This is a genomic window from Corynebacterium sp. HMSC05D03, assembly GCF_001807205.1.
GTDB classification, from domain to species: domain Bacteria; phylum Actinomycetota; class Actinomycetes; order Mycobacteriales; family Mycobacteriaceae; genus Corynebacterium; species Corynebacterium aurimucosum.
Window position 1 is genome coordinate 19,863 of sequence record NZ_KV788172.1, and the last position, 23,342, is coordinate 43,204.

20 protein-coding genes, 1 tRNA gene and 2 pseudogenes are annotated in these 23,342 nt (G+C 57.4%); 10 read left to right on the forward strand and 13 right to left on the reverse strand.

The annotated features are described in order from the left end of the window. Positions 1 to 51: 51 nt before the first annotated feature. A pseudogene (locus tag HMPREF3147_RS04645) lies at positions 52 to 582 on the forward strand (anaerobic C4-dicarboxylate transporter family protein); the annotation flags it as partial. Between the two features lie 7 nt (positions 583 to 589). Here the strand turns inward: HMPREF3147_RS04645 and HMPREF3147_RS04650 are convergent. The 5 genes from HMPREF3147_RS04650 to HMPREF3147_RS04670 all read right to left on the reverse strand — a co-directional run bounded on the left by HMPREF3147_RS04650 (position 590) and on the right by HMPREF3147_RS04670 (position 5,002). Then, a complete protein-coding gene (locus HMPREF3147_RS04650; RefSeq protein ID WP_070445109.1) occupies positions 590 to 1,198 on the reverse strand; it encodes a response regulator transcription factor in 609 nt (202 codons plus the stop codon). Next, positions 1,195 to 2,310: a sensor histidine kinase gene (locus HMPREF3147_RS04655; RefSeq protein WP_070445112.1), complete on the reverse strand. Its 1,116-nt coding sequence runs from the start codon at positions 2,308 to 2,310 to the stop codon at positions 1,195 to 1,197. Before HMPREF3147_RS04655 ends, HMPREF3147_RS04650 begins: the two co-directional genes overlap by 4 nt. Continuing rightward, on the reverse strand, positions 2,307 to 3,101 hold the full coding sequence (locus HMPREF3147_RS04660) for an ABC transporter permease (RefSeq protein WP_070445115.1): 795 nt from the start codon (positions 3,099 to 3,101) through the stop codon (positions 2,307 to 2,309). Before HMPREF3147_RS04660 ends, HMPREF3147_RS04655 begins: the two co-directional genes overlap by 4 nt. Positions 3,102 to 3,114: 13 nt before the next feature. Further along, positions 3,115 to 4,053 (reverse strand): ABC transporter ATP-binding protein, encoded by a 939-nt coding sequence (locus HMPREF3147_RS04665; RefSeq protein ID WP_070445118.1) that lies wholly within the window; start codon positions 4,051 to 4,053, stop codon positions 3,115 to 3,117. 106 nt (positions 4,054 to 4,159) lie between these two features. Then, positions 4,160 to 5,002 (reverse strand): class I SAM-dependent methyltransferase, encoded by an 843-nt coding sequence (locus HMPREF3147_RS04670; RefSeq protein WP_070445121.1) that lies wholly within the window; start codon positions 5,000 to 5,002, stop codon positions 4,160 to 4,162. An 82-nt stretch (positions 5,003 to 5,084) separates the two neighbouring features. Between HMPREF3147_RS04670 and HMPREF3147_RS04675 the strand changes: the two genes are divergently transcribed. Continuing rightward, positions 5,085 to 6,095: a CE1 family esterase gene (locus tag HMPREF3147_RS04675; protein ID WP_236659268.1), complete on the forward strand. Its 1,011-nt coding sequence runs from the start codon at positions 5,085 to 5,087 to the stop codon at positions 6,093 to 6,095. Between the two features lie 22 nt (positions 6,096 to 6,117). Here HMPREF3147_RS04675 and HMPREF3147_RS04680 read toward each other — a convergent pair whose 3' ends face one another. After that, positions 6,118 to 7,200 carry a site-specific DNA-methyltransferase gene (locus HMPREF3147_RS04680; protein ID WP_236659420.1) on the reverse strand — a complete coding sequence of 361 codons (1,083 nt, stop codon included), beginning with the start codon at positions 7,198 to 7,200 and terminating at the stop codon, positions 6,118 to 6,120. Between the two features lie 692 nt (positions 7,201 to 7,892). Between HMPREF3147_RS04680 and HMPREF3147_RS04685 the strand changes: the two genes are divergently transcribed. Both HMPREF3147_RS04685 and HMPREF3147_RS04690 read left to right on the forward strand, forming a co-directional pair. Beyond that, positions 7,893 to 8,099, forward strand: a complete 207-nt coding sequence (locus HMPREF3147_RS04685; RefSeq protein WP_070445127.1) for an antitoxin — start codon at positions 7,893 to 7,895, stop codon at positions 8,097 to 8,099. Positions 8,100 to 8,332: 233 nt separating this feature from the next. Continuing rightward, a complete protein-coding gene (locus HMPREF3147_RS04690; protein ID WP_246815726.1) occupies positions 8,333 to 9,748 on the forward strand; it encodes a TetR/AcrR family transcriptional regulator in 1,416 nt (471 codons plus the stop codon). A 221-nt stretch (positions 9,749 to 9,969) separates the two neighbouring features. Here HMPREF3147_RS04690 and HMPREF3147_RS04695 read toward each other — a convergent pair whose 3' ends face one another. The 4 genes and pseudogenes from HMPREF3147_RS04695 to HMPREF3147_RS04710 form a co-directional block, all read right to left on the reverse strand. Then, a complete protein-coding gene (locus tag HMPREF3147_RS04695) occupies positions 9,970 to 11,577 on the reverse strand; it encodes a cation:proton antiporter family protein (RefSeq protein WP_070445130.1) in 1,608 nt (535 codons plus the stop codon). Positions 11,578 to 11,795: 218 nt separating this feature from the next. Continuing rightward, a tRNA-Pro gene (locus HMPREF3147_RS04700) sits at positions 11,796 to 11,869 on the reverse strand. A gap of 87 nt (positions 11,870 to 11,956) precedes the next feature. After that, positions 11,957 to 12,356, reverse strand: a pseudogene (locus HMPREF3147_RS04705) (YchJ family protein). Between the two features lie 7 nt (positions 12,357 to 12,363). Continuing rightward, positions 12,364 to 13,542, reverse strand: a complete 1,179-nt coding sequence (locus tag HMPREF3147_RS04710) for a bifunctional alpha/beta hydrolase/OsmC family protein (RefSeq protein ID WP_210384568.1) — start codon at positions 13,540 to 13,542, stop codon at positions 12,364 to 12,366. Positions 13,543 to 13,638: 96 nt separating this feature from the next. Here HMPREF3147_RS04710 and secA2 point away from each other — a divergent pair, with 96 nt between their 5' ends. From secA2 to HMPREF3147_RS04735, 5 genes are all read left to right on the forward strand, one after another. Then, a complete protein-coding gene (gene secA2, locus HMPREF3147_RS04715) occupies positions 13,639 to 15,930 on the forward strand; it encodes an accessory Sec system translocase SecA2 (protein ID WP_070445174.1) in 2,292 nt (763 codons plus the stop codon). Positions 15,931 to 16,017: 87 nt separating this feature from the next. After that, positions 16,018 to 16,449, forward strand: a complete 432-nt coding sequence (gene odhI, locus HMPREF3147_RS04720; RefSeq protein ID WP_070445142.1) for an oxoglutarate dehydrogenase inhibitor Odhl — start codon at positions 16,018 to 16,020, stop codon at positions 16,447 to 16,449. Between the two features lie 116 nt (positions 16,450 to 16,565). Beyond that, positions 16,566 to 17,321, forward strand: a complete 756-nt coding sequence (locus HMPREF3147_RS04725; protein ID WP_010186535.1) for a transcriptional regulator FtsR — start codon at positions 16,566 to 16,568, stop codon at positions 17,319 to 17,321. 136 nt (positions 17,322 to 17,457) lie between these two features. Beyond that, positions 17,458 to 18,048: a bifunctional nuclease domain-containing protein gene (locus HMPREF3147_RS04730; RefSeq protein ID WP_070445145.1), complete on the forward strand. Its 591-nt coding sequence runs from the start codon at positions 17,458 to 17,460 to the stop codon at positions 18,046 to 18,048. Positions 18,049 to 18,361: 313 nt separating this feature from the next. After that, positions 18,362 to 18,922, forward strand: a complete 561-nt coding sequence (locus tag HMPREF3147_RS04735; protein WP_168160900.1) for a MerR family transcriptional regulator — start codon at positions 18,362 to 18,364, stop codon at positions 18,920 to 18,922. A 180-nt stretch (positions 18,923 to 19,102) separates the two neighbouring features. On the opposite strand, the gene HMPREF3147_RS04740 is transcribed toward HMPREF3147_RS04735, so the two are convergent. Genes HMPREF3147_RS04740 through HMPREF3147_RS04750 form a run of 3 tightly spaced genes read right to left on the reverse strand, consistent with a single transcriptional unit; the run spans position 19,103 to position 22,133 of the window. After that, complete coding sequence (locus HMPREF3147_RS04740) at positions 19,103 to 19,921, reverse strand: vWA domain-containing protein (RefSeq protein WP_070445153.1); 819 nt, start codon at positions 19,919 to 19,921, stop codon at positions 19,103 to 19,105. A gap of 56 nt (positions 19,922 to 19,977) precedes the next feature. After that, positions 19,978 to 20,832 (reverse strand): 3-methyladenine DNA glycosylase, encoded by an 855-nt coding sequence (locus tag HMPREF3147_RS04745; protein ID WP_070445156.1) that lies wholly within the window; start codon positions 20,830 to 20,832, stop codon positions 19,978 to 19,980. After that, positions 20,829 to 22,133 carry a DEAD/DEAH box helicase gene (locus tag HMPREF3147_RS04750; protein ID WP_070445159.1) on the reverse strand — a complete coding sequence of 435 codons (1,305 nt, stop codon included), beginning with the start codon at positions 22,131 to 22,133 and terminating at the stop codon, positions 20,829 to 20,831. The genes HMPREF3147_RS04745 and HMPREF3147_RS04750 overlap by 4 nt, the downstream gene beginning before the upstream one ends. Positions 22,134 to 22,248: 115 nt before the next feature. On the opposite strand from HMPREF3147_RS04750, the gene HMPREF3147_RS04755 reads away from it, so the two are divergent. Beyond that, the gene (locus tag HMPREF3147_RS04755; protein WP_246815727.1) at positions 22,249 to 23,058 is read left to right on the forward strand and encodes a hypothetical protein; all 810 of its coding nucleotides are present in this window, start codon (positions 22,249 to 22,251) and stop codon (positions 23,056 to 23,058) included. Positions 23,059 to 23,342 lie beyond the last annotated feature (284 nt).

The following is a 23,342-nucleotide window of genomic DNA, read 5'->3' on the forward strand; positions in this document are numbered from 1 at the left end:
GGGCGGTGCGGCTCTCTTAACAGTATGGCCGTTACGCTGGCATTATACCCAATGAACCTGGTCATCCAGATGAATATGCTGGTGGCCGGCGCCATCATTTTGCTGAGCTGCAAGGTGGAACCGGCGAAGATCGCCTCAACTCCTGTCTTTAAAGCTGGTATGACCGCAGTGTTCTCAGTATTCGGCGTGGCCTGGATGGCAGACACCTTCTTCCAAGCCCACATCGATGCCCTGGAATCCAACCTTGGCAGCGTCGTCGAAGCCGCTCCATGGGCCTACGCTGTCGTCTTGGTTATCGTGTCTAAGCTGGTCAATTCCCAGGCTGCGGCACTCGTAGCTATTGCTCCCATCGGGCTCCAGCTAGGCATTGACCCAGCGGTCATCGTGGGCTTCTACGGTGCTGCTTACGGCTACTTCATTCTGCCGACGTACCCCTCCGATTTGGCCTGCATTGGCTTCGACCGAACCGGTACGACACACATCGGCAAATTCGTCATCAACCACTCGTTCATCATCCCCGGCGCCATCTCTGTCGTTACCTCCTGCGTAGTCGGTTCTGTGCTCGCGCAGATCCTGCTCTAAGTCCCTCCTAAATCCAGCCATTAGCTTCGGCTCGCCGTGCAGCTTCGAAGCGATTTGCTGCCCGCGTCTTCGCCATAATTGCGGAGACGTGGTTGCGCACGGTCCCGCCGCTGAGGTGAAGCTGTGAAGCGATGTCGGCGGAGCCGAGCCCACGCAGCAGTAGGCGACAGACCTCTACTTCTCTTTCGCTCAAAGGATTGTCGGGGGAGAAGAGAATATCTTGAGCAAGCTGCGGATCGATGACTCGCATACCGGAATGGACTCGGCGGATGGCATCAGCGAGTTCGTCGGGCGGGGTGTCTTTGACCAGAAAGCCATCGACACCTGCCTGGAGCGCACGCTTGACGTAACCAGAGCGCCCGAATGTGGTGACGATAAGGCTGCGGCAGCCAGTATCTGCGATAGTTTGTGCCGCATCGATGCCGTTCATGCCGGGCATTTCAATATCCAGTAGAGCCACGTCAACGCTGTGCTTAGCGACGAGTGCAGCGACCTCTGTCCCGGAAGCGCAGTCCGCTACGACTTCTATGTCCGGTTCGGTGTTGAGCAGTGCAGTGAGCGCTCCGCGGACCAGTGACTGGTCTTCGGCGATAAGAACTCGGATCGAAACTGTCATGGCTGCTGAAACTCCTTTACCTCGGTGGTGTTTTCAAGAGTCAAGAGGACAGAGGTTAAGCCGTCGCTACGCCGGATTATGAGGTCGCCGCCCGCGTCGTCAGCACGGCGGCGAAGGCCAGCAAGGCCTGTGAGGCCGGCGGCAAGCGCCTGCTTAGCGTCCTCCGTGAAGCCGCCGCCGTTATCCGTCACTTGCAAGGAGTTTTCGTCTAGGGTTACCCAGCACTCCGTGGCACCAGAATGCCGCACCACATTGGTGGTGAGTTCCCGCAGTGCCCAGGAGAAAAGATCCTCATGTGACTGGGGCTGCGTAAATGTATCGGGAAGGTGGGTTGTGATTCCGGCAGTGTCCAAGATGCGGCGGGCCGCCTGGATCTCACCGGCAAAAGTGGGGTTCTTCATCCGTGTAACTGTCGAGCGGATCTCTGCAAGGGACAGCCTTGAAAGAGCGCTAATTTCCTCGAGCTCGGCGGCTGCTGTCGACGGATCATGGTCGATCAGGCGGAGGGCTACTTCTGACTTGAGATTAATAGCCGTGAGGGTATGACCGAGGAGATCGTGAATATCTGCGGCGATGTCTTCACGTTGTTGAGCTAAATCCAAGTCGTGGCGCAAGGCGGTTTCAGTGTCATCGCGCTGGGACAAAGTGCCCAGCGTCAAGATGAGCAGCGGCCACCCGAAGAGGATGAGTGCGAAATCGATAAAGCGCTGCTCCGCGTAAAACCAAAGAGGGATACCAACTACGGCACCGGTCAGGGCAATGATGGTGGACGCTGTTTTGAGCGGTTGTGTGAAGGACACTAAGGCCCCAAGGTAGGGCGCGAAGACCACAGCCCAGACACCGTGAGATGGAATAGCTAAAAGCGCTAGCAGTGCGAGGATGAGCCACCACGTAGCTACGCGACGCTGGTAGGACCACTCCTGTGGGTAGGAGTGCAACGTTCCGAAAGCAAGAGAATAGGCCACGCAGAAGACGACGGTGATTGCCACTGCCCAGAAACGCCGTCCTGCAGAAGTAGTGGGTTGGAAGAGGATTTGCAGCAGTACAGGAAGGAGAAATATCAGCCAGACTGCGGCGAAGGCGGCATCGCGGGCCTTGAAGCTGTGCATCATGCTCGGTCTTTGTCGCGGCTGCGAAGAAGTAAGCACGTCCCGACGAAAACCACTGTCCATACCGCGATACTAACCCATGCGTACCAGAGAGGATCTTTGATAAAAAGCTGATGGCCATTGATCATTTGAGCTCCTTCAGACAGCGGCCAACGAGCAAGAGCTTGTGCGCCGTACATGGGGGAGAAGCGTCCTACGTCAAGAAGGTTTTCCTTGAGCGGCATGAAGACGTTTCCGGCAAAGGCGAGGATGACTATGCTAGAGGAAGCAATGGACACACTGTTTTCCGATGGAATGAGCATGGCCCAAGCCATGCCGTAGAAGCCGAAGGGGATGGCGCAGGCTACGGTAGCAAGAAAAGCCAGCACCCACTGTTCCAGCTGCATGTTGGCTTTGGTCAGCGCCCCAGTGATGAAAACGGCGGCGATAGGCAAGATAGCTCGAACCGCAATGTTGAGGAAGTGAGCGATTCCCAGCTGGACAGGCTGCAGGGGAGTAAGAGCCAATTGCCGGCCCCACCCCGCGCGGTTCTCTGCGATCATTGAGCCAGCAGCGCCTACAGCACCTGTGGCACCGGCATAGAGCGCCATGCCGATCATGACCATGGCAGCAACGTTTCCGCCGTTGAACTCAACGTCGCCATATTCTTGCATCGCGCCGAAGAGAATGTAGAAGATGATCGGTAGCCCAATACTAAAGAAGAGCGTTGGTAGGTCGCGGCGCAATCGCTTGAGGTCGTGACCGGCGTACCGTAGCGTGGCGGCAAGGTTGGGTGATGCCATGCGTGTGCTCATGGTGGTTGTCTCCTTAAAGATTGGCGGTAGTCGGGGATGCGTTGGAAAGCTCCAAGAAGGAATCCTCCAAGCTATGGCCAGCGATGGTGATATCGCGAGCTGCAGTTTTAGTGAGCAGGAAGCGGGCCACAGCGTCAGAGTCCCGTGTAGTGATGGTGAGGCCAGTTTTGGTGCGTTCTAGGCGGACAACTCCCGGAAGATCAGCACTCAAGAGGGAATTAGGCAGCCCATCGGGAAAGGTGGCGCGAATAATCCGGGTGGAGTTAGATTTGCGGATCTCCTCCGTGGAGCCGTCGGCTTGAACCTCGCCCTTGTTGAGCATGACGATGCGCTGGGCAAAAGAATCTGCTTCCTCAAGGTAATGAGTAGTAAGGACGATGGTCCGGCCGGATTCAGCCTCGTGGTGCATGGCCTCCCAGAAGTGACGCCGAGCCGCGGCATCCATGCCGGCCGTGGGTTCGTCGAGAAGCAACAGCTCCGGATCCCCCAACAGCGCTAAGCCGAACCGCACACGCTGTTGCTCGCCGCCGGAGCATTTCCCCACCCGGCGCGAGAGAATATCGCCTAAGTTCGCGCGCTCAATAATGTCCTTTAATGGGCGGTGGGATGGGAAAGCCGCGCCAAGGAGCTCGAGGGTTTCCTTCACCGTGATATCTGGGAGTAAGCCGCCGGATTGCATGACCGCGCCGATGCGTCCAGTCTTCGCTGCTTCCTTTGGCGAGGTGCCGAGCACGTTAATTGTCCCTGAAGTTGGACTCGTGAGCCCAAGGATGAGGTCAATGAGCGTGGTCTTGCCAGCGCCATTCGTACCCAGCAAACCGACGATTTCACCCCGTTGAATGGTGAGGGAGACATCGTGAAGCGCTGGAACAGGTTCTCGGGAGGATGCGTTGAAGACTTTGCCGACGCCCCTGACATCTACGGCCGGCGGGAGTGTAGGTGTTGTGCTCATATCTTCACGCTATGGCTGTGAAGTATTTGCAGCGTAGAAGAGGTGTCACCAATCGGTGATGACAGTTGTCATGGCTGCCGAAGGCCCGCTCCTGGCCATGGCGGAACTACTCGCCATGGCGGCCCAACAAGAATGCATCCGTACGGTACGGGATGCTCAGCGCTTGTCCGGGGCTAAACCCCATGTGCTCGTAGAGGTACCAGTTGAGGTTGTGCGTCATGCGTTCATGGATTTTCGCTCCATTGCGAAGCCAGTATGAGCGAGTATGCATGAGTGCATGCAGATCTTCGGGGCACAGCTCGTGTTCCCACGTTAAGCGAAGCTCCTCACGGAGCGTCCACGGATCGCTCAAAGCGGGATAGAAACCGGGACGGTGGATATCACCTGAATGCATGATGCGGGAGAGCCGGAGGATCCATGGGTCAGCGTGAACGTCTAGAGTATTCCACACCAAAAGCACTTTTCCCCCTGGGCGGAGCACTCGGTCAAATTCCGCACAAGCTCGATCGACATCGACCCAGTGCCAGGTTTGAGCACAGGTGATGGCGTCGAGGGAGGCGGTATCCGCAGCTGTGTTCTCAGCGGTGGCGCGCCAGCAGGGAATCCCCAGGCGTACCAATACTCGTGCCATATCAGGGGAAGGATCGCTGGCGTAGACGACAGGATTGTGCAGTGACTCGGTCAGTTTGCCGGTTCCTGCCCCAACGTCGAGGACGGTGTGTGCAGAGGAAATAAGTTGCGATACTTCCGGCGGATATCCAGGACGAGCATCGTGGTAGACGTCGGCTCCTTGTTGGAAAGCTCGGGCAGAATGCACCCGCTGTTGAGCAGTGCCGAAGTTAGGAGATTCTTTTCCGGATGCGTGCCGGTAGCTGGGGTAATGCTCGGGTAGTGGGTGCGGAGAGGGTACGCCCAAGGAATCGGATGGGTCGGAAGGCAAAGAGCTCATGATGCCCTCAAACTTACCGTGGTGCTGCAGGTTCGTGGATGTTGGTGGGATGTTTTAAGGTGGACGAGGATATTTTCCGATAATGAATGTGGCGAGGGGAATGATGGGCGAAGATTCCGCAACGCGGCTGCGCCGGTTGCGTGCGCTCGCTGGGTCTGTCGCCGTCGCGGCAACTGTCATGGCGTTGGCGTCGTGCAGCTCGCCTGAAGAGGAAGCACCTACGTCAACCTCCCCAGCAGAGTGGACAAATGATCTCGGTATCCCACTAGCTCCTATGCTGGTCGGCCCGGAGCCTGGACACACGAAGAAAGTTCGGTTGGCCTCTGGTCGGAGCTTCCTTCTCCATGTGCCTGAAAACTACACGCCTGAGCGTTCCTGGCCGGTGCTGCTATCTTTCCACGGGTATACAGATTCTCCGGAGAATATGGAGCAGTACACCCAATTCAATGCCGCTCACGCCATCGTTGCCTACCCAGCGGGGGAGAAGGCCGCGTGGGCGCCAGCCCCCTACGCTGCTACTAGCGCTGAAGAAGACCTAGAATTCGTTCGCTCTCTCGTGGATAGTCTGCGTTCTACTTACGAGGTGGACGATAACGCCATCTATGCCGCAGGTCTGTCCAACGGCGGGGGGTTCGCAGCCTTCCTGGCCTGCCGGATGCCGGGCACCTTTCGATCTGTAGCGACAGTTTCGGCGGCATATTACGAAGGAATCCATACCAATTGTTTGGATAAACCTGTCGGCCGTTTGGATATCCACGGTACAAAAGATCCCGTAGTTAATTACGAAGGCGGAGTGCGCCACGATACTGCCTATTCTTCAGTAGCAGAGGTGCTCGGGCAGGATCAGCGGCGCAATGACTGTCGAGGGGACGTCGATTCCGTGCGCCTGACAAACGGTGCCACTAGAGAGACCTGGACTGCCTGTGAAGCACCGCTACAGCACATCCGCATCGAAGGCGGATCTCACGTATGGCCGGGCGGAAACAATGACACGAAAATCGAAGTCGGACAAGGATTCGCCACCGATGCAGTACTGGATTTCTTTGGCATCCCCGGGCGCCCAGAAGGCACCGAAGAGCACGGCGTGGCCTAGGGGGCGTTACTGCGCGGTTTTGCTAGTCCAGGGTGAAGTGGTCAAAGGGCACATCGAGTGAGCGAACTCGTGCGAGACAGATATCTGCAACCGTGTCGAAGCCTGCTTGGCGCGCCGCACTGGAGGCCTCTGTGGGGGCGGGAATCTGCACCAAATGGAAAGAGCGATGGCCACCGTCCTCGCGGTTGAGCTCGACGACGGCTTGAGCGGTTGTCCCCGAGCCAGCGAAAAAATCAAGGACTACCGCGTCTGGCCCACCGGCGATGGCAATGAGGTGCTTGAGAAGCCGTACGGGTTTAGGGAAGTCGAAGACACCTGTGATGCCGAGAGCTTCTTCGGCATCGCGACGGCCTGTGCGTGTGACTCCGAATCGCTGCCCATCCAGGATGGAACGAGGTCGTGCACCCTTCTTTTCATAGTTTTTGGTGTAGACAAAACCACGCCTGAACACCAATTCTTCGTAGTGTTCAGCAACCTTGTCCTTGCCCCATCGCCAGCGAGCTACCTTTGATTTTCCTTCTGGTTGATGGGGCCAGTACTCGCGGCCGTCGGGGGCGACGATGGGGAAGTCCAGACTGGGTAGGTAGCCCAAAGTTTTAGAGTCCAATCGGACTAAGGAGTAGTTGCCCTTCTCGTCACTGTGGTTGTAGCGGGTCGAGGTCTGCGCCTCTACATCCACATTGAACCCAGGATTTGCTGGGGACTTGGCGTAACACAAGATGTATTCATGTTCTAGTACGGCATACTTCGAGTCATTCTTGCCAGTCCCGCCCTTCTTCCAAATGAGTTGGCCAGCAAAGCAATCTTCACCAAAAACTTCATTCAGAAGGAGGCGTAGATGGGCCGATTCTGATTCGCCGATTGACACGAGGATGAAGCCTGCGTCAGCAAGCACCTCACGCGCCAGGATTAAGCGCGGCAGCATCATGGAAAGCCATTCTGCATGCCACTGCCCAAAATGCTCTGAGCGCATATCGCGGCGCTGTCGGAAGTTGTCACGATAGACAAAGTCTTTACCAGTGTTGTACGGCGGATCGATGTAGATGATGTCCGCGCGCATACCCCGCTCAATAAAGTCATTCAGTGCAGCTAGATTATCTGCCACGCTAACACTGTTAGGGGAAGAACCCCGGCCGCTGATGAGCTTTCGCTTGCTCACAGAGTCTTCTTTGGCCAGCGCAGCAGCTTGTTCCTTGCCCGGCCATACAAGCCCAAAAACCGACCCCACATCGGTGGAAGCGCGCTCTACGGGGGATGGTGCGGTGACGCGAGGGCGCGTGGCAGGAAGGCAATCAGGGGAGGAATGAGACGAAGACATCGTGGCGATTAGTGTGTTGGTTATAGAGATTAAGGACCAAGGGGGGCGTTGAACATCGGGCCCTTTACTCGTTTCCCGCGGCAAAGAGGGAAAAGAGCACAAAAGGATTGTGTCTTAGAGTACAGGCGTTCACAAATGAGAGGGTGATGGCACGTACCAAGTTGTTGAACGAAAAGGGGTAGATGGTGGGGGTGGGGCATTATAGAGATACTTAAAACTCTTAGAATCTAGTTTTCCAAAACTGCCATGCGCTGTTGACAGCGTTAATTTATAAACGCTGTGGCGAAGAACTCAGGGCGTCGGTACGGTGGGGGTGTGTCGGCGCGCACGCCGAAGGCAGCGACCGTAGAGCATCTGTTCGTTGCGTGGGGAGTCTAAGGAGGCTTCACGTAATAGTGAACACGGCTCTGGTGTAGGTGCCTTCGGGTGTTGGAAGCCAGCACTGTTAGAAACAGTAAAGCAAAGGAAGGACTGTAGAAATGGGTATTTTTGACAAGGCAAAGGATGCGCTGAACACCGATAAGGGTGAGCAGATTTCGGATAGCGCACTGGACAAGGGTGCAGACTTGGCTAAGGGAAAGCTGGGCGAGGACAAGGCAGATAAGATTGACTCTGTGCGTGACCAGCTTGATGAACGTATCGGCAACCAGGGTGCTGAGGCTCCCGAGGGCGATGAGCAGAAGTAAAGACTAGCCGCCTCTCCGGCATGGTAGCCTGGGGCGACTAGGGCATGCCCAGTAGTCTAAAAAGTCCTGTCCACAAAGTGGGCAGGACTGTATAAGTTTTACACTAATGTATAGTTCAACCTGTTTTGGTTCAGTTGCGGACTGATGCGGCCAGGAAGGAAACTGAGAATATTCTATAAAGTTTCCTATCTTGCGTTTATGGAATTAGAATTGACCTATTCCTGGGTAGGCTAATGACCGTGATTACTTCAGTAGATGTGGAACACGGTAACCGCCCCTCTCGGCAGCTACTTATTGAGCAAGCCGGCCGGGTCATTGCCAAGGCGGGTATTGATGAAGTCCGCCTGCGGGAGGTTGCAGATCAAGTCGATGTGCCTTTTGGGGAAGCACGGGCACTGTTTGCATCTGAGGCTGAGCTTGTTGAAGCTACTAAGCATTCGCTCAATGAAGCATTGACCTCAGTAGTTGATTTACATCTAGAACGCTTACCTGAAAACGCAACTGCAGTGGACAAGCTCCGGGCCACAGCTCTGTCGTATTTCTCTTTTGCGGTTGAGGATCCTTCCGCCTTCGCAGCATTTACTGCGGTCCACGCAACGCCGCAGGTGGGGCTGAAGGCGGAAGATTTTGGTGACCGAGGCGGGCGCGCCGAGACGTGCCCTATAATGCGGATGCTTTTTGAGCTGACTGAAGACGCTATAAGGGAATCTGGCGGCCGAGAGGTCGATGCAAAGGGGACTCTGCTTTCAGCGTTGTCTATCTTCTCGCATTTGCACGGCGTAACGCAGCTCGCTGCTGAAGGAATCTTGCGTTACCTTTCGCCAGCAGCCAAGAAGCAGACGTTTAGTGCTGTTATGGATACTCTCAGCGTTGGTCTTTACCCATTTTTTAGGGGTGAGCGAATTGAACGCACCATTCCTTATGGATTGGTGGGGGAGCAGCCGGAAGCGCTTTTGACAAAGGCTAAGGATCTTCCACGCACGACAGAAGAAGAGCAGCGTTCAGCGCTGCTTCGGGGTGCTGTCGAGGAGATTCTTGATCGTGGTGTAACCGGACTGTACATCGGCGGAGCTGCGAATCGAGCAGGCCTCAGCGTTCAAGAGGCTGAACACCTGTTTGAAAGTGATAAGGAACTAGCTAACTATCTTGAGCGCTATCTGGACAAGATCAACTATGAGTTCATTTACCGTCAGGTGGCTGCATTGCCTGAAGATGCTAGTGCCGTATCCAAGATTAAGGCCACAGGTTATGGGTATGTCTCACATGCCCTGTATGACCCACAAGGTTTCGATACGCTGATCAAGATTGCATCTGGGCCAATCGTCCCCATGTCATTCGAAGATAATTTCCTCCCGAATGCAAACAAAGCGGTCGAGCTCGAGCGCGACTTTAGCGAGTTTGGACGAGCTTTTGGCTTCATTATGTCTCTTGTGCGCGAGGTTATCGATGAGGTTGATGGACCACGCACCCCGTGGGTGCTTTTCACCCTAGTTATTTCGGTATGGGCGGGTGCTCATGGTCTTTCCATGTTGAGCACAAAGGGTCCATTGCGTGGTTATGACTCGGACTTCATTTTTGAAGTCCTCACGCAGTATATGGATATCGAATTTGGCGGTATCATGCGAAGCCTTAGCGGTATGGCAAACTAGTTTCACTCTCGTGACGGTGCAGCGTTCCTAGTTGGCCGCAACGCTTATCACGGCTAATCTCCACTTCCTTAAGGGGAAGCGGAGATTTTTCTTCTTAGTTCTTCCGTGTGAAGTTACTTTGTGGCGGGTGAGATATGCGTAGTTTCTAGGTGCATTTGTGTGGCCGGAGGAGGAGAAAGCCCGCCGGGGTGGGAAGGCGCCGCTCCGATGCCGTCGTAGACCTAGAGCTCACCAGCCAGGCGCAGGCGCCGCATCTGGTTTTCGGTGAAGGTCCGTTCGGCCAGTGATTCGCCTGCACCGTCCTGCAGATGCACCACGACGTTAAGCCCGAGTTCCTCGAGGTCTTCTACGTCCTCGCGGTACATTGCCACCGAGCTAATGGTGCATTCCTCGGGGTTGATATCGGAGGCGAAGATCTCCTTGACTGCGTCGACGTTCGCGTGCTGGGCGGGCATAGCAAGCATGATCATGTCAATGTGGTGACTGTCCTTGACACGCTCCCAGAAGTCGACATCGGTGGCATCGCCTTCCACGACATTGAAGCCGCGCTCTTGGAGGTGGCGCACCCGGGCTGGATCATGCTCCACGCCTAAGACTTTCGCGCCATAGACCTCTGTGAGCTCCTTGTAACAGGAAAGTCCTAGGCGGCCGACCCCAAGGACCAAAGCATGGGCATCCCCCAGCTCGATCGGACGATCTTCCGGGTGAATCTTGTGCGGTGGGCGCGTAGGTAAGCGTTTGGCCACGTGCGTGGCCCGCGAGACGCTCTGTGGGTTGAAAATGGCGGAGATGACGAAGCTCAAGGACACTGCGAGAACCAATGAAAGTAGCCAGCGCTGATTCAGCCAGCCGTCTTCCACCCCGAGGGCAGCAATGATTAACGCGAATTCGGAATAATTGGCCAGGAGCAAAGACGCGAGGACGGAAGTACGGTTGCGCAGCCCTAGTGTCCACAGGATGGCCCAGTAGGCGATTCCCTGGACAGGCAAAAGCATTAGGAGCAGGCTGGCGTCAAGGAGGTGCTGCCACGTCGGGAGGCCCAGGAAGCCGATGTTGACGAAGAAGCCAACCAGCAGCAATTCTTTGAGTGTGAACAGTGAATGGCTGAGTTGTTCCGCCCCAGGGGAGCGAGAGAGAACCACGCCCATGATGAGAGCACCCAGACTGCCCGAGAGTCCGACCCATTCGAAAAGAGCATAACCAGGCAGAAGGGCCATCACGATGCCGAATAGTGCGCCCAGCTCACCGTGGCCGAGCTTGTACCAGCGGCGCGTTGTCAATGCCAGTAGCGGCACGATGAGTACAAGCAAGAGGGCAGTCAAGCTGGGCGGCTCCCCGCGGAGAATGCTCATGAAGGCAACAGCGATGATGTCCTGCATAATGAGTACGCCAATACAGATATTTCCGTACAGGGCTTGTTCATCGCCGCGGTCCTGCAGGATTTTTAAGACCACGATGGTGCTTGAGAAGCTCAGTACCAGGGCGATGTTGACAGCTACCGAAAAGCTCGTAGGCCCAAATACACCAAGAGCCCCGAGTGCTGTAATGAAGCCCGCTCCGAGCAGAGTCATCACGAGTACATGTGCGCTGGCTGTCAGCCACACAGCTTTATCAGTTAAGGCCCTGAGATCGAGGCGTAACCCGATTGCGAAAAGCATGAGAGTAACGCCAATGTCCGCGAATAGATTTAATGCTTCGACATGCTCGACTCCGCCGGCGTTGAGCGCAAAGCCAGCGGCGAGAAATCCAATAAGTGGAGGCAGGCGCACTGCCCACGCGATGAGGCCGCAACCAAACACCACAGCGAGGTAGGTCAACAACAATTCCATGAATTGTAATAGTGCCTCAACCCAGGTTATAGCCCTAGTTAGAAACGCTCTTTAGCCCATGAGGGGGAGAAACATAGGGGCAGCGCTGCTTGGCGACGACACATTAGGCACTTTGAAGTTCTGAGTTACGGTGGACTAGCCGGCTAGTCCACCTCAGGATGGGAAAGGAAAACGTGAGAAAAGGCTGGCCAGAATCGCTCTGACCAGCCGTAATACTGTCGGACTAACAGGATTTGAACCTGCGACCCCTACACCCCCAGTGTAGTGCGCTACCAAACTGCGCCATAGTCCGCCGTCGCACTATTTCGTGCAACTGCTACAGATTACACCAGCGGTATTCGCTTCGACAAATCCCAGCTCAACCTCTGTTTTAAAGGCTCTAAAACTCTCCGGTGGAACAGACCCACTGCCCGCCTTGGCGGCGAAAAGAGGAGCGCTCCCGTTGAGAGCCCTTGGCAGCTCCCTTATAGAAAGCCTCGAATTCAACGATGCCGGTCTGGTCCAAGGGGCCGCCCGCGACGGTGTCGATAATGTCGAGGCGATAAAAGCGAATGCCGGTTTCGGCGAGGTCGAGGCGCTCCGGGCGGGTTTCGGGGTCCCAGGTGCGCAGCAAATAATCCTCGTCGCCGGTGACGAAAGCGCTGAAACGCGAGCGCATCAGGGCCTCCGCTGAGGGGGGCGGGTGTGCCGGTATGGTAGCGCGAGCAGCACTCGCCGAAGCTTAGGCCGGTACCGCAGGGGCAGCGGGCGGCAGGATCAAGTGGGTTAAGAACAACCATGGGCGGCTTATTCTGCAGTGGTTGCCACGGCGGTGGCGATGTCCACAGCGAGGAGGGAGTCGATGGTGGTGGAAGCGGCGGCGTCGGCAAGCGCGCGTTGTTGATCGGCACTCAGAGAAGCAGGAAGCGTCACCATACGTGTGAAACGAGATTCGGATTCTTGGCTAACCCTTACAGATACCGCTTCGAGTACCTTCGCGTCGATTTTCTGCGCCTTGCCCGCTTCTTTGATGGCCTGAGTGCTTGCCGCAGCCACAGCGGACATAAGAAGGCCTTCCGCGGTGAAACCTTGGCCTTTGCCGCCGTTCTTTTTCGTGCGGTCAGCGCTCACCGATCGGTCATTGTGGCGCACGACGACGCCCATCCTGGTTCCAACTGCCGGGATTGCAAGCGCTGAGTCCTCAGCAACTGGGGTGGGAATGCTCTCCGGAACAATGAACTGCTCCGCCCACGCCCCGATGAGGTCGGCGGCACGGGCTGCCGCGCCCTGCTTAGTCACCAGGTGATCGGCCTTATCCAAGGCGACGAGGGACTTGGGATAACGCGTGGTCCGGAAAATATTTTGCGCGTTATCAATGCCCACCGTTTGATCAATGGGGGAATGCAGCACCATGAGGGGCTTGCGCAGACGCGGAAGATAGTCCTCCGGGTTGGTCTCAGCAAGGTCTTCGAGGAAGAGACGCGAAATGGTCAGCGCCCGGCCACCAAGGGTGACCTCGACTTCACCGTTGGCGTCGACCTCGCCGATCTTGTCGGCGTAGTGCAGCACGGAGTGTGCAGGATCGAAGGGGGCGCCGATGGTGGCCACGGCCTTGAGGGAGCGAATGTTGTTGGCCGCGGCCAGAGCGGCAGCCCCGCCCAGTGAATGGCCCATGAGTAGCTGCGGTGCGGAATAGTTCTGTGCTAGCCAGTCAGCGGCGGCCTGGATATCGGCAACATTCTGGCTGAAACATGTGTCCGCAAAATTTCCTTCGGATTGGCCTAGGCCAGGAAAATCAAAGCGCAGGGTAGCGATGCCAAAGTTAGTCAGCTGTTTGCTCACGCGGGCAGCGCCCGGGGTATGGCGCGAGCCGGCAAAGCAGTGCGCGAAGATGGCGAAGGCTTGCGGAGGGGAGTCAGGAAAGTCGATGGTTCCGGCCATCGTGGTACCGGTGCTGGAGGGGAGCGACACGTTCACGGATTGCATGACCATAAGGATATAAGGGCGAACGCACGCCTGCGAACCGGGGTTGACTAGAGTCGATAGAAGACCTGTATGACGCACAAGGATGGAGGAGTGCTCATGGGCGCATTCGATTGGTTCTGGAAGGCAATGGGCGCGCAGTCCGAACGCAACAACAAGAAGTCGAAAGCCGTTGTGACGGCCGCAGATTCCGCGGTAGAGGATATCGCGAACCTGTCGGATGCAGAGGTTGCCGCCACCGCACGGGAGTGCGTGAAGGACGGCAAGATCGCGGATAAATCCCGCTTCCTCGCAGCCCTAGCCGTGGCCAGCGAACGCAAGCTTGGCATGCGTCCCTTTACTGTCCAGTCCCAAGCTGTGCTGCGTCTTCTTGAAGGCGACGTTATCCAGATGGCCACTGGTGAGGGAAAGACGCTGGTGGGAGCCATGGCCGCGACGGGTTTTGCGCTGACCGGCAAGCGCGTGCACCTGGTGACAGTGAACAATTATCTAGCAGCGCGCGACGCTGAATGGATGCGCCCGCTCGTGGAGTTCTTTGGACTCACGGTGGCCCCGGTAACGGAGAAGCTCGGCCCGGAAGAACGCCGCGCGGCTTACATATCCGACATCATCTATGCACCAGTCAATGAGCTCGGTTTCGATGTGCTACGGGATAACCAGATCACGTCCCGCCAGCAAACGGTGCAAGCGCGCGCGGATGTGGCGTTGGTGGATGAAGCGGATTCTGTGCTTGTCGACGAAGCCCTCGTCCCCCTCGTCCTCGCCGGAAATCGCCCCGGTGAGGAATCTACGGGCCACATCACCAACGTGGTTTCCCGGCTGCGAGAGGAGCAGGACTACGTTATTGCGGAGGATGGGCGCACGGTAGCGCTCACCGACGAGGGCGCGGCGCGTGTGGAGCACGAATTGGGACTCGACTCGCTCTACTCGGAGGAGAACATCGGCTCCGTGCTGGTCAAAGTTAACTTAGCGCTGCACGCTAAGGCATTGCTTATCCGCGATATTCACTACATCATCACGGACGGAAAACTGCAGCTTATCGACGCCTCCCGCGGCCGCGTAGCGGAACTGCAGCGCTGGCCGGATGGCCTCCAGGCCGCGGTGGAGGCCAAGGAAGGCCTAGAGGTGTCAGAAGGAGGGCGCATCCTCGACACCATTACGCTCCAGGAGCTCATGCGGCGCTATCCGCTAGTGTGCGGCATGACCGGAACCGCAGTGGAGGCAACAGACCAACTGCGTCAGTTCTATGACCTGCACGTCTCGGTCATCGACCGTAACAAGGAACTGCAGCGCTTCGACGAACCTGACCGCATTTATGCCTCCGTGGATGAAAAATCCCGTGCCATCGTCAATGAAATCGTGGCAATCAATAGCACTGGCCAGCCGGTACTCGTGGGTACCCACGATGTTGCTGAATCAGAAGACCTCGCCGAAGCCCTGCGTGAACAGGGGATTACGGTCAACGTCCTCAACGCAAAAAATGATGAGGACGAGGCGCGCATCGTTGCGGAAGCAGGCGACGTGGGGCGAGTGACTGTGTCTACCCAGATGGCGGGCCGCGGCACCGATATCAAGCTGGGCGGCGCGGATGAGTCTGACCGTGAAGCCGTTGTTGAAAAGGGCGGTTTGGCAGTGCTCGGCACCTCGCGGCACCGCTCCTCCCGTTTGGATAACCAGTTGCGCGGGCGTGCAGGCCGCCAAGGAGATCCGGGCATGTCGCTCTTTTTCGTTTCCTTGGAGGATGACGTGGTCAAACAGGGCGGGGAAGATGAATCCTTGTCCGCGCGCCCCGATGCCGATGGGCTCATCGATTCCAAGCGCGTCCGGGACTTCATTGCACACTGCCAACGCGTGACGGAAGGGCAACTGCTGGAGATTCACGCGCAAACCTGGAAGTACAACCAGCTGCTCGCGGACCAACGCATCATTATCGATGAGCGCCGTGCCAAGTTGCTCGACACTGATCAAGCCTGGCAGGAGTTGGCTGAACGGGCGCCCGAACGCGCAGCCGAGCTTGGCGACGTCCCCGCGGAAGCTCGTGAGCGGGCTGCCCGCGAGATTATGCTGTACCACCTAGATTTGGCGTGGGCCGACCACCTAGAGCTGATGGATGACGTTCGTGAATCCATCCACTTGCGCGCCATCGCCCGCGAGACGCCCATCGACGAATACCACCGCATCGCGGTGCGTGAATTTAAGGACTTGGCGCAGCGGGCAGTTGATGATGCTCTTGATACTTTTAAGACTGTGCTTATTGATTCTGAGGGTGCCCACCTCGAGGATCATGGGCTGTCTCGACCGAGCGCCACGTGGACTTATATGGTCTCTGATAACCCACTATCTGGGGGCGGAAATTCCGTGCTCAAGGGCATAGGAAACATTTTCCGCTAATGTAAATGCGCCAGAGGTGACTCGCGCGGACAGCGGAGTCGCTAATATGGAATGAGTCAACATCGATCCGACCCTTCGGAGGTAAAAATGAGCGAGAATACCGGAACGCCGGAACCGCAGGCAGAGACTACTTCTGTCTTCCGCGCTGATCTTCTCAAGGAGATGGAAAACGGCACCGCGGCGGGTTCTGACGCCTCCGTTGCCGGCGCTGAGAACCTGGCAGAGGGCCAGGCGCTGCTCGTCGTAAAGCGCGGTCCCAACGCTGGCGCACGCTTCCTGCTGGATCAGCCGACCACTACCGCCGGACGCCACCCAGAAGCAGACATCTTCCTTGATGATGTCACGGTGTCCCGCCGCCATGCCGAGTTCCGCTCCAAAGACGGCCAATTTGAGGTTGTCGATGTCGGATCGCTCAACGGCACTTACGTCAACCGTGAGCCGCGCAATGCGCAGGTGCTGGAAGTAGGCGATGAAATCCAGATCGGTAAGTTCCGCCTGGTTTTTATTGCCCCTCAATAAAGCAGTTCTAGTTAGCAGGAACTAACGGGTGCGAGGGGAGTAGGTTTATTTCGCACCCTGCCCACGTTCCCGCTGTGTCCAAGTGAAACCGTGTAGAAAGCAGTAGTAGTCCTATCGTGAGTGCGCAGAAGTCCACCGCCGCTGCCGCAGCAGCGTCTTCCGTGGCCAAGAAGACCAAGCCTGCTAAGCAGAAGCCCATGTCTATTGGCGTAACGCTGAAGCACGTTCAGAAGCAATTTCCGGACGTGACGGTGTCGAAGATTCGCTTCTTGGAGTCTGAGGGGCTGATTACTCCGGAGCGCACCGCAAAGGGCTACCGTCGCTATTACCAAAAAGACTTGGACCGCCTGCGCTACATTCTGACTGCGCAGCGTGATCACTACACGCCGCTCAAGGTCATTCGGGAACAACTGGATGCGATGGACTCGGGGCAGGTGACCGCTATTGTCTCCTCCCAGGCTGAGGCCCTTATCAGCGCTGAGCAGCTACGTGCGCCGGTAGTTACCCGGCTTACCGACGCCGACGTGGCCGACCAAGCCGGAACAACGCAGGAAAACATCGCGAAACTGGTCTCGGTGGGCCTGATCAAGCCGGATCCGGCGGGCTTCTTCGACACGGATGACGTGTCCATTGTCTCCGCGGCCGTGGCGCTGGAGTCCTTTGGGCTCGAGGCTCGGCAGTTGAAATCGCTGCGCAATGCTGCCCGACGCCAGGCGGACATGATTTCGCAGGTGGCAACGCCGGTCGCGCATTCGAAGTCTGATACCGCCCCGCAACAGGCGGAGGAACTGTCACAGCAGATGGCGGCCCTGGTTTTATCGCTCCACGGGACGTTGGTCAAGACCGAGCTTCGCGACGAATTCCGGCCTTAAAACCTGATGCCTGGCTCGCGATGGAATGTGGCCTAACCCAGGCTTCGTGTCGCCTTCTCGTGCCACTCCGAGTATCTTTACGCTGCCTAGCTGGCCCGAGAACCATGTGCAAGAAAAGTGTGTAAAAGTGGGTCCCATGACTACTGAAGTACTGAAATTTTTAGGAATCCATCCCGTCGGACCCGAAAACAATCTGTGCGCTCTTTTCTACTGGGAAGAGGCGGACCGGCACGTGCCAGTGTGGGTCTCACCGATTGATGGGGCGCGCGTGCTGCAAGTCCTCGAGCGCCATTTCAACGCGCGGCCAAGTACCTACGAGCTGCTCATCGCCTTCGCGGACCAGCTCGATGGCATCGAGCACATCTGCGTCTCCGAGTACCGCAAAGGCGTTTTCATGGTTGATCTTGTGGACGGAACCGGCGAAGAGCATGATGCCCGTCTGTCCGATGCACTCGTCCTGGCAGACCACTATGGGCTACCCATCCATTTTGAAAAGGATGTGCTCGACGAGGTGGCCATCTACATTAGCGACGAGGACCTTAAAGAGTATTACGACCTAGAGCGCGAGGCGGAATCCCCGGAAACCTTTCCAGAGAAGCGCATGCGCGACTTTCAAGAGCGAGCTGCTCAGCAGAAAACGCAGGAAGATGATGGCTTCGAGCAGATGATGCGTGATTCTGGCATATCGGAGGAGGACTTGCTCGGAGGAGAGGAAGGGGAGGACTAACTCCTTCACTGTGAGGAGCCTAGGTTCCGCGTGGTTCAATAGCGGACTTATGTTCTAAACCGACCTTTGATGGACAGAGCGGCGCCCTTACGGGCGCCGCTTTTCTCGTGCTGTCACTGAAATTTTTTAATGACACGCGTGTGACTAATGATGACAAAGTGAATCAAAAAGTCTAAAGTTCTACTAGAGGTTCACCGATGACGACCCTTGACGCCGTCGCTGACGTGTCCTTTAATAGAAAAATAGAACTCCCCTCAAGTATCACTGGAGTAATTACGTGAGCAGTAAGAATAATCGTACTGAGTCCAGCGCCCTGCCGCTCGACGAGATTGCCGCCAACACCTACGTTCAGGAATCTCTCTTCGATGTAGGGCCTGATGAGGAGCTGGGCTACCGCGTTCCCATCGCGTGTCAGGTAGCTGGAATCACCTATCGCCAGCTGGACTACTGGGCGCGCACCGACTTGGTTAAGCCCTCGATCCGTACTGCCCGCGGTTCCGGTTCCCAGCGCTTGTACTCCTTTAAAGACGTGCTGGTCCTGAAGATTGTCAAGCGCCTTCTGGATACCGGAATCTCCCTCCAGAACATCCGCCTCGCCGTGGAGTCTTTGCGCGACCGCGGCGTCAACGATCTTGCTGAGCTCACCTTGGTGTCGGACGGCACCACGGTCTACGAGTGCCGGTCTAACGACGAAGTTATCGACCTGCTGGCCGGCGGCCAAGGCGTGTTCGGCATCGCTGTGCCGGGTATTCTCAAGGAACTCTCTGGTACCATTACTTCCTTCCCAGCCGAGCGTGTTGTAGAGGAAGAAGACATCGACGTTGTCATTGGCCTCGACGAGCTGGCCGCTCGCCGCAAGCGCAAGACCTCCTAAAACGCCTACCACAGGAAGCCGCCGCCGCTCCTCCTCCTGCGCACTGCAGCTCACGTCAGTGCTGTTGAGGATGCGGCGGCTTTTCTTCTCTGCAGCCCTGCACCCACATGACGGTTTTACGTGCCCGCACACCGTCGCTTCAAGCAAGGCCGCGCATCCTCCAGGTGCGTACCTAAATTATTACGCCCCAGCGGCGCTCGCGATGCTTTCTTGTGCATTGGAAGGATTCGAGACAGTGGAATAATCGTCTGCGAGTTTTTCCAACTCTGTGTCCTTTTCGCCATCACCGATATGGACCACACTCAAACTAACGCCTTCACCGCGAGCGTTCTTGGCTGCCTCCGCAAAGCTTGCGTCATCCATATCCTGTTGGGTCCCAGTGGTAATCAGCACGACGCGAGTGTTTTCGCCACTACCAGCTGTTTGATCCGTGGCGTTATCGAGTGCCGCAACGACGGCGCTGCGTGTTTGTGGTACACCGCCGGTGCCGAACTGCCCCACGGCAAAGGCGACGTTCTCGGCGTCGCCGTAAGCAACATTTTGACGGAAGCCCACGATGGCTGTTGCGGAAATGGGGGAGGAATAGTTCCAGAGAGCCACTTGGCTTCCCTTCGCGCCGACCGCCGTTGCCGCCTCCGCCACGCCCTGAGTGACAGCATCGAAGTACGGCGCAAGGCTGTCGGATGTATCGAGCAGGAACAGCGTATTTGGCGCGACATCTTCAGGGGCCTTGTCTTCCGAGCTGGGCGCGGCCGAAGAAGGCTGCTCTGATTCCGAAGACGTGGCGGATTCCGGAGTCTTGGCCGCAGTGCTGGTGGGGGCTTCCTCAGTGGAAGTCGCAGCGGTTGTGTCCGCAGCCTCTGTTTCAGATTTTGAGGAATCTCCCTCTCGGAAAAGGAAGAAACCGCCGATGGCCAGCGCCAACACCGCCAGGACGGCCACGATGATGACCCACGGTGCAAATGCGTAGTTATTTTTTCCATCCGAGTGCCGAGCCATCTTTTTCCTTCCGCGCTGAGGTCTCGGGGCCGCGCAATGCGTCCCGATGGGTCACATCAATGGTCTCTCATTGTAGCGCTCAGCGCTGCTCTAATTTGGGAGACAAGCCGCGCGCGGAGTGGCTCGGAGGCGTCGGCAAGCGCGCGTTGGCGTCGCACGTACTCCGACTTTCCCTCGGGCGTTTCGATAGGAACGACACCAAAACCCCATTCGCGACAATCGTAGGGAGAGGCCTCCATATCGAGTCTGCGTGCGGCGACGGCCAGACGGAAGGTGTCAAGAAACAACTCACCCGGCACCAGAGGCCCCAATTTCCACGCCCACTTATAGAGATCCATGCTCACATGGACGCACCCTGCTTGGTCGTTTTCCGGCTGGTCTTCGCGGCTCAGCACCGTGAGATTGAGCGGACGCGCGGGCTCCGTAAAGAAACGGAAGGCATCGTAATGGGTGCACTTGATGCGGTGCTTGTCGACGACCTCATTCGTCCCCTCCGCCCCTAACCGCAACGGCAGGTCATGGCGTGGAGAATCGGTGCGGTAGACCATGGCCCATTCATGCAGCCCAAAACAATCAAATTGGGTGGGGTTGCGTGTGGTCTTTTCCAGTAGGTCAAGGATGTAGCGCACGGTACCGCCGCGGCGCTCGAGGAAGGCCTCGGTGTCTACCGCAATTCCCTCAGCAGTGCGGTGGTAGTAGCGCCAGTCGCTGTGTGGAGCATCCCCTGCCAGGGTGATGCCTACCCCTGGGTGCCAACGCCGCAGATGCGAAGGGCGAACAGGGTAGTACTCGAAGAGAAAGTCGTAGACAGGGTGGTAGGAACCAGGGTGCCGAAAGCGCTTGAGGAACTCATCTGCTGATTCCTCATGCTTGCGCATTCGAGCTTGCCAGTCTGTGGTCTGCAGAATCATCGTTGACCTGCGTTGCCCCGTCGGCGGCGCGAGTTACGGTGGCGCTGGCCTTGGCTGCCCGCCCGCTGACGCGATGCCTGCTTCTTAGATGGTTGCTGGTGTGGTGGGCCGAGCGGTTCGCCCTTTGGCTTGCGTGCACCGGTCATCTGGGCAAGCTCAGGACTGCTGGCGGGGTTGGCGCGGTCGCTGATGTCGAGGTCGGTGTGTTTGACCCCAGCTTTCGCGATGAGTTTAGCCACCTCGTCGCGCTGTTCATCAGTGACGAGCGTGACAACGGTGCCTGAATCTCCACCGCGCGCCGTGCGGCCGGAACGGTGCAGGTAGGCCTTGTGTTCCGCGGGCGGGTCAACGTGGACGACGAGGGAAACGTCCGCGATGTCGATTCCCCGCGCGGCGATGTCGGTGGCGACGAGCACAGGAACGCTGCCGTCGGCGAAGCCCTCTATAGCCTTTGTCCGTGAGCCCTGGCCCTTATCGCCGTGGAGGGGCAGCGCATTGATACCGACTCTGCGGAGTTTTTTGGCCTGCCTGTCGACGCCGTGCTTAGTGCGCATGAACATGATGGTCTTGCCTTTGCGTGCACCTAGGCGCAGGACGACGTCGTTGCGCGCCTCACGCGTGCCGATGTATATCAGGTGGTGCTCCATCGTGTCCACGGCGGCCTCGACAGGCGCGGTGGAGTGAGTTACGGGCTCGTGCATGAACTGCTGGACCAGCTTGTTGACTTCACCGTCGAGGGTGGCGGAGAAGAGTAGGCGTTGGCCGTCTGGTGGGGTGAGCTTAAGTAGTTTGCGCACTTGGGGGAGAAACCCCATGTCCGCCATCTGGTCGGCCTCGTCGAGGGCAGTGATGGCGACGTGGTCGAAGAAGAGCTTGCCCTGGTCGATCAGATCCTGTGCTCGCCCCGGTGTGGCAACGAGCAGGTCGACCGGGCGCGCGAGTGAGCGAATGTGGTTGTTGATGTTGACGCCTCCGACTACCGCAAGCACACGCAGGCCGAGGGCAGCTGCTGGTTCTTCCAGGCGCTGCTGGATCTGGGTTGCCAACTCGCGTGTTGGTGCCAGAACGAGCCCACGTGGGTGCGCGGGGCGGGAAACACCAGATTTTGCCAGCCGGGACAACATAGGAAGACCGAACGTAAAGGTTTTCCCCGAACCGGTGGGGCCGCGGCCGAGGACGTCCTTGCCGGAGAGGGTGTCGGGGATCGCGGCTTCTTGGATAGGGAAGGGGGTCGTGATGCCCTGCTTATCTAGAACACGGACAACATCGCGGGGGAGGCCGAGATCGGCGAAAGTACTCATCGGATGGCAGTCTAATGCGCTGCACCGTCAGATCGAAAAGCTATGACGGGGAACGGGCCTCGCATCCTGCATTTTTCACAATATTGTGACGTGGTTCTCTGTTAGATTGATCGGCATGACGAACCCTTTCGCTAACCCGCAACAACCGCCCGGTGGATTTGGACAGAACCCACAGCAAGGCCACCCAGCGCACAACCAAGCAGCACCTGGATTTAACAATCAGAATCAAGGGCCTAACGCCAGCGGACCGGCAATGCCGCAGCCGCCGGAAAAGAAGTCGAGCTCGAAGAAGGTGCTGTGGATTGTACTGGCAGTAATCCTTGTACTCGCTATTATCGCAGCCGTCGCAATCTTTGCTGCGGTTTCCTTCTTCAAGGATGTCGCAGCCGACTTCGACGAAGCACCACGAGACGTCGCGGCTTCTGATGACGCGTATTGGAATAGTACATACGACGCTGATGATGTCGACAGGATCCGAGCCTCCGAGGTATCTGCTCCGGTGCCCGAACCGCTTATTGGGCTTTCGGACGAGTGCTATGAGGACACGTCTTTCTTTGGGCAGTCGGACTATCTGGGCTTGGACGTGCAGTGGGTTCCGACGATCTCTTGTATCTATGGCCCGGACAGGGAGTTCGTGGCTCAGTACACAGAGAACGCGGACGCGATTCGCGATACAGAAAGCGTTGGGCTGAGCGATTCCGTTGAGGACTTCACTTCGGCCCGCGGTTCTCAGATTGCCGCCTTTGGTGAGGCAGAGGAGTACGTGATTGCGGAAGTTCTCGAGGATGGCGACGCGGTCATTGAGTACGTCATGGATGGTTATGACGACAACGGGGAGGAAGCTGATTTGAATGATCTAGCAACCTATCTTGTGGGTGCGGGCATCCTTGAGCTGACTCCGGGAGGCCCGCCGGTGGATGCCTAGCTTTTAGCGCCGCACCTCCCATCCATCCGCCGGCTGCACAGCCCGCGAGCGCGCATTTGTCATCCGCAGGCGGTGTGGATAGCCGGGATAGCGGGCAGTAAAGTTCTCGGCCGCCCCTGCTTCAGGTCGATTGCTTTCGAGAACTAGCTTGAAAGTGTTTCGCTGCGGTGGGGCATCGCACGGTCGACTTGTTGTCACACACCACGGGTATCCCGTTAATCTTTCGGTTGGCGGGTCTCGTTCTTTAAGGGCTTAAACCCGGCCTTACTGTCACTGCCGTTGCA

Coding starts and splice junctions, on each gene's coding strand:
- HMPREF3147_RS04650 (WP_070445109.1), bottom strand. CDS start 1,198: ATGACAGTTTCGATCCGAGTTCTTATCGCCGAAGACCAGTCACTGGTC.
- HMPREF3147_RS04690 (WP_246815726.1), top strand. CDS start 8,333: ATGACCGTGATTACTTCAGTAGATGTGGAACACGGTAACCGCCCCTCT.
- HMPREF3147_RS04655 (WP_070445112.1), bottom strand. CDS start 2,310: ATGATGCACAGCTTCAAGGCCCGCGATGCCGCCTTCGCCGCAGTCTGG.
- HMPREF3147_RS04750 (WP_070445159.1), bottom strand. CDS start 22,133: ATGAGTACTTTCGCCGATCTCGGCCTCCCCCGCGATGTTGTCCGTGTT.
- HMPREF3147_RS04730 (WP_070445145.1), top strand. CDS start 17,458: ATGACTACTGAAGTACTGAAATTTTTAGGAATCCATCCCGTCGGACCC.
- HMPREF3147_RS04685 (WP_070445127.1), top strand. CDS start 7,893: ATGGGTATTTTTGACAAGGCAAAGGATGCGCTGAACACCGATAAGGGT.
- HMPREF3147_RS04675 (WP_236659268.1), top strand. CDS start 5,085: ATGAATGTGGCGAGGGGAATGATGGGCGAAGATTCCGCAACGCGGCTG.
- HMPREF3147_RS04740 (WP_070445153.1), bottom strand. CDS start 19,921: ATGGCTCGGCACTCGGATGGAAAAAATAACTACGCATTTGCACCGTGG.
- HMPREF3147_RS04755 (WP_246815727.1), top strand. CDS start 22,249: ATGACGAACCCTTTCGCTAACCCGCAACAACCGCCCGGTGGATTTGGA.
- HMPREF3147_RS04665 (WP_070445118.1), bottom strand. CDS start 4,053: ATGAGCACAACACCTACACTCCCGCCGGCCGTAGATGTCAGGGGCGTC.
- HMPREF3147_RS04660 (WP_070445115.1), bottom strand. CDS start 3,101: ATGAGCACACGCATGGCATCACCCAACCTTGCCGCCACGCTACGGTAC.
- secA2 (WP_070445174.1), top strand. CDS start 13,639: ATGGGCGCATTCGATTGGTTCTGGAAGGCAATGGGCGCGCAGTCCGAA.
- HMPREF3147_RS04695 (WP_070445130.1), bottom strand. CDS start 11,577: ATGGAATTGTTGTTGACCTACCTCGCTGTGGTGTTTGGTTGCGGCCTC.
- odhI (WP_070445142.1), top strand. CDS start 16,018: ATGAGCGAGAATACCGGAACGCCGGAACCGCAGGCAGAGACTACTTCT.
- HMPREF3147_RS04745 (WP_070445156.1), bottom strand. CDS start 20,832: ATGATTCTGCAGACCACAGACTGGCAAGCTCGAATGCGCAAGCATGAG.
- HMPREF3147_RS04710 (WP_210384568.1), bottom strand. CDS start 13,542: ATGCAATCCGTGAACGTGTCGCTCCCCTCCAGCACCGGTACCACGATG.
- HMPREF3147_RS04670 (WP_070445121.1), bottom strand. CDS start 5,002: ATGAGCTCTTTGCCTTCCGACCCATCCGATTCCTTGGGCGTACCCTCT.